General features: G+C 50.0%; 1 protein-coding gene, 2 tRNA genes and 3 rRNA genes. All 6 read left to right on the forward strand.

The window, feature by feature from the left end; genetic code table 11:
• Nucleotides 1-168: 168 nt before the first annotated feature.
• The 6 genes from O3682_RS11505 to O3682_RS11530 all read left to right on the forward strand — a co-directional run bounded on the left by O3682_RS11505 (nt 169) and on the right by O3682_RS11530 (nt 6,093).
• Nucleotides 169-1,709, forward strand: a 16S ribosomal RNA gene (locus tag O3682_RS11505).
• 106 nt (nt 1,710-1,815) lie between these two features.
• Nucleotides 1,816-1,892: transfer RNA gene (locus tag O3682_RS11510), tRNA-Ile, on the forward strand.
• A 5-nt stretch (nt 1,893-1,897) separates the two neighbouring features.
• Nucleotides 1,898-1,973: transfer RNA gene (locus tag O3682_RS11515), tRNA-Ala, on the forward strand.
• A gap of 348 nt (nt 1,974-2,321) precedes the next feature.
• Nucleotides 2,322-5,210, forward strand: a 23S ribosomal RNA gene (locus tag O3682_RS11520).
• A 95-nt stretch (nt 5,211-5,305) separates the two neighbouring features.
• Nucleotides 5,306-5,419 (forward strand): 5S ribosomal RNA (rrf, locus tag O3682_RS11525).
• Together the 16S, 23S and 5S rRNA genes with 2 tRNA genes alongside form the textbook arrangement of a ribosomal RNA operon.
• 386 nt (nt 5,420-5,805) lie before the next feature.
• Nucleotides 5,806-6,093: a ComEA family DNA-binding protein gene (locus O3682_RS11530; protein WP_371510165.1), complete on the forward strand. Its 288-nt coding sequence runs from the start codon at nt 5,806-5,808 to the stop codon at nt 6,091-6,093.
• Nucleotides 6,094-6,237 lie beyond the last annotated feature (144 nt).

Genomic DNA, 6,237 nt, shown 5'->3' on the forward strand with positions numbered 1-6,237 from the left:
GACATTTGCTAAATGTACTGTATAATTCGATTCGCTCTTTAAAAAACAGATTACCGATAAGTGTGAGTGCATTAGGCCTCACACTGTTTGAAAGACAGACAAGATGATGTTTTAGACATTGTCCTGTCGGTTTCTTTGAAGCAGACCAGAAGTTATAAGTTAGAGATTGAACATAAGAGTTTGATCCTGGCTCAGATTGAACGCTGGCGGCATGCTTTACACATGCAAGTCGGACGGCAGCACAGAGAAGCTTGCTTCTTGGGTGGCGAGTGGCGAACGGGTGAGTAATATATCGGAACGTACCGAGTAATGGGGGATAACTAATCGAAAGATTAGCTAATACCGCATATTCTCTGAGGAGGAAAGCAGGGGACCTTCGGGCCTTGCGTTATTCGAGCGGCCGATATCTGATTAGCTAGTTGGTGGGGTAAAGGCCTACCAAGGCGACGATCAGTAGCGGGTCTGAGAGGATGATCCGCCACACTGGGACTGAGACACGGCCCAGACTCCTACGGGAGGCAGCAGTGGGGAATTTTGGACAATGGGCGCAAGCCTGATCCAGCCATGCCGCGTGTCTGAAGAAGGCCTTCGGGTTGTAAAGGACTTTTGTCAGGGAAGAAAAGGCTGTTGCTAATATCGACAGCTGATGACGGTACCTGAAGAATAAGCACCGGCTAACTACGTGCCAGCAGCCGCGGTAATACGTAGGGTGCGAGCGTTAATCGGAATTACTGGGCGTAAAGCGAGCGCAGACGGTTACTTAAGCAGGATGTGAAATCCCCGGGCTCAACCTGGGAACTGCGTTCTGAACTGGGTGACTAGAGTGTGTCAGAGGGAGGTAGAATTCCACGTGTAGCAGTGAAATGCGTAGAGATGTGGAGGAATACCGATGGCGAAGGCAGCCTCCTGGGATAACACTGACGTTCATGCTCGAAAGCGTGGGTAGCAAACAGGATTAGATACCCTGGTAGTCCACGCCCTAAACGATGTCAATTAGCTGTTGGGCAACTTGATTGCTTAGTAGCGTAGCTAACGCGTGAAATTGACCGCCTGGGGAGTACGGTCGCAAGATTAAAACTCAAAGGAATTGACGGGGACCCGCACAAGCGGTGGATGATGTGGATTAATTCGATGCAACGCGAAGAACCTTACCTGGTCTTGACATGTACGGAATCCTCCAGAGACGGAGGAGTGCCTTCGGGAGCCGTAACACAGGTGCTGCATGGCTGTCGTCAGCTCGTGTCGTGAGATGTTGGGTTAAGTCCCGCAACGAGCGCAACCCTTGTCATTAGTTGCCATCATTTAGTTGGGCACTCTAATGAGACTGCCGGTGACAAGCCGGAGGAAGGTGGGGATGACGTCAAGTCCTCATGGCCCTTATGACCAGGGCTTCACACGTCATACAATGGTCGGTACAGAGGGTAGCCAAGCCGCGAGGTGGAGCCAATCTCACAAAACCGATCGTAGTCCGGATTGCACTCTGCAACTCGAGTGCATGAAGTCGGAATCGCTAGTAATCGCAGGTCAGCATACTGCGGTGAATACGTTCCCGGGTCTTGTACACACCGCCCGTCACACCATGGGAGTGGGGGATACCAGAAGTAGGTAGGGTAACCGCAAGGAGCCCGCTTACCACGGTATGCTTCATGACTGGGGTGAAGTCGTAACAAGGTAGCCGTAGGGGAACCTGCGGCTGGATCACCTCCTTTCTAGAGAAAGAAGAGGTCTGATGTATTCACACTTATCGGTAAACTGTGAAAAGATGCGGAAGAGAAAAGCTTGAGTGAAGACAAGATTCGCTTAAGAAGAGAATCCGGGTTTGTAGCTCAGCTGGTTAGAGCACACGCTTGATAAGCGTGGGGTCGGAGGTTCAAGTCCTCCCAGACCCACCAAGAACGGGGGCATAGCTCAGTTGGTAGAGCACCTGCTTTGCAAGCAGGGGGTCATCGGTTCGATCCCGTTTGCCTCCACCAAGAACTTTACAAATCAAAGGAAGCCTGCTATACTTAGCAGCTTATTTTGATTTGCGAAGTGAAATATCAACGCATCGATCTTTAACAAATTGGAAAGCCGAAATCAACAAACAAAGACAATGAGTTTGTTTTGATTTTTTGTTCTTTGCAAAGGATGAAAAATCTCTCGCAAGAGAAAAGGAAACAAACACAGTATTTGGGTGATGATTGTATCGACTTAATCCTGAAACACAAAAGGCAGGATTAAGACACAACAAAGCAGTAAGCTTTATCAAAGTAGGAATTTCAAGTTTGCTTCCCTAGTCAACGGGTAGGTAAACGAAGTCAAAGAGGTTCTTGAAATGATAGAGTCAAGTGAATAAGTGCATCAGGTGGATGCCTTGGCGATGATAGGCGATGAAGGACGTGTAAGCCTGCGAAAAGCGTGGGGGAGCTGGCAATAAAGCTATGATCCCGCGGTGTCCGAATGGGGAAACCCACCTCTTAGGAGGTATCCTTATCTGAATACATAGGATAAGCGAAGCGAACCCGGAGAACTGAACCATCTAAGTACCCGGAGGAAAAGAAATCAACCGAGATTCCGCAAGTAGTGGCGAGCGAACGCGGAGGAGCCTGTACGTAATAACTGTCGAGATAGAAGAACAAGCTGGGAAGCTTGACCATAGTGGGTGATAGTCCCGTATTCGAAATCTCAATAGTGGTACTAAGCGTACGAAAAGTAGGGCGGGACACGTGAAATCCTGTCTGAATATGGGGGGACCATCCTCTAAGGCTAAATACTCATCATCGACCGATAGTGAACCAGTACCGTGAGGGAAAGGCGAAAAGAACCCCGGGAGGGGAGTGAAATAGAACCTGAAACCTGATGCATACAAACAGTGGGAGCACCCTTGTGGTGTGACTGCGTACCTTTTGTATAATGGGTCAACGACTTACATTCAGTAGCGAGCTTAACCGAATAGGGGAGGCGTAGGGAAACCGAGTCTTAATAGGGCGAACAGTTGCTGGGTGTAGACCCGAAACCGAGTGATCTATCCATGGCCAGGTTGAAGGTGCCGTAACAGGTACTGGAGGACCGAACCCACGCATGTTGCAAAATGCGGGGATGAGCTGTGGATAGGGGTGAAAGGCTAAACAAACTCGGAGATAGCTGGTTCTCCCCGAAAACTATTTAGGTAGTGCCTCGAGCAAGACACTGATGGGGGTAAAGCACTGTTATGGCTAGGGGGTTATTGCAACTTACCAACCCATGGCAAACTAAGAATACCATCAAGTGGTTCCTCGGGAGACAGACAGCGGGTGCTAACGTCCGTTGTCAAGAGGGAAACAACCCAGACCGCCAGCTAAGGTCCCAAATGATAGATTAAGTGGTAAACGAAGTGGGAAGGCCCAGACAGCCAGGATGTTGGCTTAGAAGCAGCCATCATTTAAAGAAAGCGTAATAGCTCACTGGTCGAGTCGTCCTGCGCGGAAGATGTAACGGGGCTCAAATCTATAACCGAAGCTGCGGATGCCAGTTTACTGGCATGGTAGGGGAGCGTTCTGTAGGCCGATGAAGGTGCATTGTAAAGTGTGCTGGAGGTATCAGAAGTGCGAATGTTGACATGAGTAGCGATAAAGCGGGTGAAAAGCCCGCTCGCCGAAAGCCCAAGGTTTCCTACGCAACGTTCATCGGCGTAGGGTGAGTCGGCCCCTAAGGCGAGGCAGAAATGCGTAGTCGATGGGAAACAGGTTAATATTCCTGTACTTGATTCAAATGCGATGTGGGGACGGAGAAGGTTAGGTTAGCAAGCTGTTGGAATAGCTTGTTTAAGCCGGTAGGTGGAAGACTTAGGCAAATCCGGGTCTTCTTAACACCGAGAAGTGATGACGAGTGTCTACGGACATGAAGTAACCGATACCACGCTTCCAGGAAAAGCCACTAAGCTTCAGTTTGAATCGAACCGTACCGCAAACCGACACAGGTGGGCAGGATGAGAATTCTAAGGCGCTTGAGAGAACTCAGGAGAAGGAACTCGGCAAATTGATACCGTAACTTCGGGAGAAGGTATGCCCTCTAAGGTTAAGGACTTGCTCCGTAAGCCCTGGAGGGTCGCAGAGAATAGGTGGCTGCGACTGTTTATTAAAAACACAGCACTCTGCTAACACGAAAGTGGACGTATAGGGTGTGACGCCTGCCCGGTGCTGGAAGGTTAATTGAAGATGTGCAAGCATCGGATCGAAGCCCCAGTAAACGGCGGCCGTAACTATAACGGTCCTAAGGTAGCGAAATTCCTTGTCGGGTAAGTTCCGACCCGCACGAATGGCGTAACGATGGCCACACTGTCTCCTCCTGAGACTCAGCGAAGTTGAAGTGGTTGTGAAGATGCAATCTACCCGCTGCTAGACGGAAAGACCCCGTGAACCTTTACTGTAGCTTTGCATTGGACTTTGAAGTCACTTGTGTAGGATAGGTGGGAGGCTTTGAAGCAGAGACGCCAGTCTCTGTGGAGCCGTCCTTGAAATACCACCCTGGTGTCTTTGAGGTTCTAACCCAGACCCGTAATCCGGGTCGGGGACCGTGCATGGTAGGCAGTTTGACTGGGGCGGTCTCCTCCCAAAGAGTAACGGAGGAGTTCGAAGGTTACCTAGGTCCGGTCGGAAATCGGACTGATAGTGCAATGGCAAAAGGTAGCTTAACTGCGAGACCGACAAGTCGAGCAGGTGCGAAAGCAGGACATAGTGATCCGGTGGTTCTGTATGGAAGGGCCATCGCTCAACGGATAAAAGGTACTCCGGGGATAACAGGCTGATTCCGCCCAAGAGTTCATATCGACGGCGGAGTTTGGCACCTCGATGTCGGCTCATCACATCCTGGGGCTGTAGTCGGTCCCAAGGGTATGGCTGTTCGCCATTTAAAGTGGTACGTGAGCTGGGTTTAAAACGTCGTGAGACAGTTTGGTCCCTATCTGCAGTGGGCGTTGGAAGTTTGACGGGGGCTGCTCCTAGTACGAGAGGACCGGAGTGGACGAACCTCTGGTGTACCGGTTGTAACGCCAGTTGCATAGCCGGGTAGCTAAGTTCGGAAGAGATAAGCGCTGAAAGCATCTAAGCGCGAAACTCGCCTGAAGATGAGACTTCCCTTGTGGTTTAACCACACTAAAGAGTCGTTCGAGACCAGGACGTTGATAGGTGGGGTGTGGAAGCGCGGTAACGCGTGAAGCTAACCCATACTAATTGCTCGTGAGGCTTGACTCTATCATTTGAAGAACTTCAAAGATAAAAGCTTGCTGACTGATTCAGTCATCACCAAATATATTGATTAAGGCTTTACCGATTTGTAACAGTTTAAGTTTGGCGGCCATAGCGAGTTGGTCCCACGCCTTCCCATCCCGAACAGGACCGTGAAACGACTCAGCGCCGATGATAGTGTGGTTCTTCCATGTGAAAGTAGGTCACCGCCAAACACCCATTCCGAAGCCCCCGACTGATGTCGGGGGCTTTTTACATACCTGTCGGTTCTGTCGGTTTGATGATAGGAGGTAGGGTAATGGGTGCAAGGATATTGATGAACCGATACCCATTCCGATGCCTATTGAGTGTTCGTGCATGCTTGTTGTTTAAATTAAAGGATGACAACTCTGTTGTTATTCTTGAACAAAAGTACCGAAAGTTACGGTTAACCGTTTGGAATATTTGAAATCAAACGGTATTTGCGTTAATATGTCGTAAGCATTTATGTGGTATGGGCTGTTGCCCTATCTGCGTATGTGACAGTGTTTACAGAGTGGAATAAAACCATTCGGTAGACTTCCTGACTGATTCAATCAAATATGTTATGGGAAAAAATCTGATGAAGAAATTTTTATTTGGTACATTTGCCGCCGTCTGTGCGGCGTTCTCTTTGGCTGCCGTGAACATCAATACCGCGTCCCCTGCCGAACTGGAGGCCTTGCCGGGTATCGGCCCGGCTAAGGCGAAATCGATTGTGGAATACCGTCAGAAGAACGGTGCGTTCAAATCGGTGGATGAGCTGAAAAACGTGAAGGGCATCGGTGATGCGGTGCTGAACAAATTGAAGGCGGAGGCGACGGTTTCTCCTACCGCGCCTAAGGCCGCCCAGCCTGCCGTGAAAAAATAACCTGACGGTTAACTGCCGTATACGCCGCCCCGAGGCCGAACTGCTTGCCGGTTGGGCCACGGGGCGGCTTTGTATGGGGGCGACAATGAGAGCTTGGACCAATGGGGGCCATTGGGTAAAGGGATAAACGGATAGCCTCTTGTC

Source organism: Neisseria sp. 27098_8_112, from assembly GCF_041433235.1.
GTDB lineage: Bacteria > Pseudomonadota > Gammaproteobacteria > Burkholderiales > Neisseriaceae > Neisseria.

Excerpts from the sequence above, each read along its gene's own strand:
- O3682_RS11530 (WP_371510165.1), top strand. The coding sequence starts at position 5,806 with ATGAAGAAATTTTTATTTGGTACATTTGCCGCCGTCTGTGCGGCGTTC.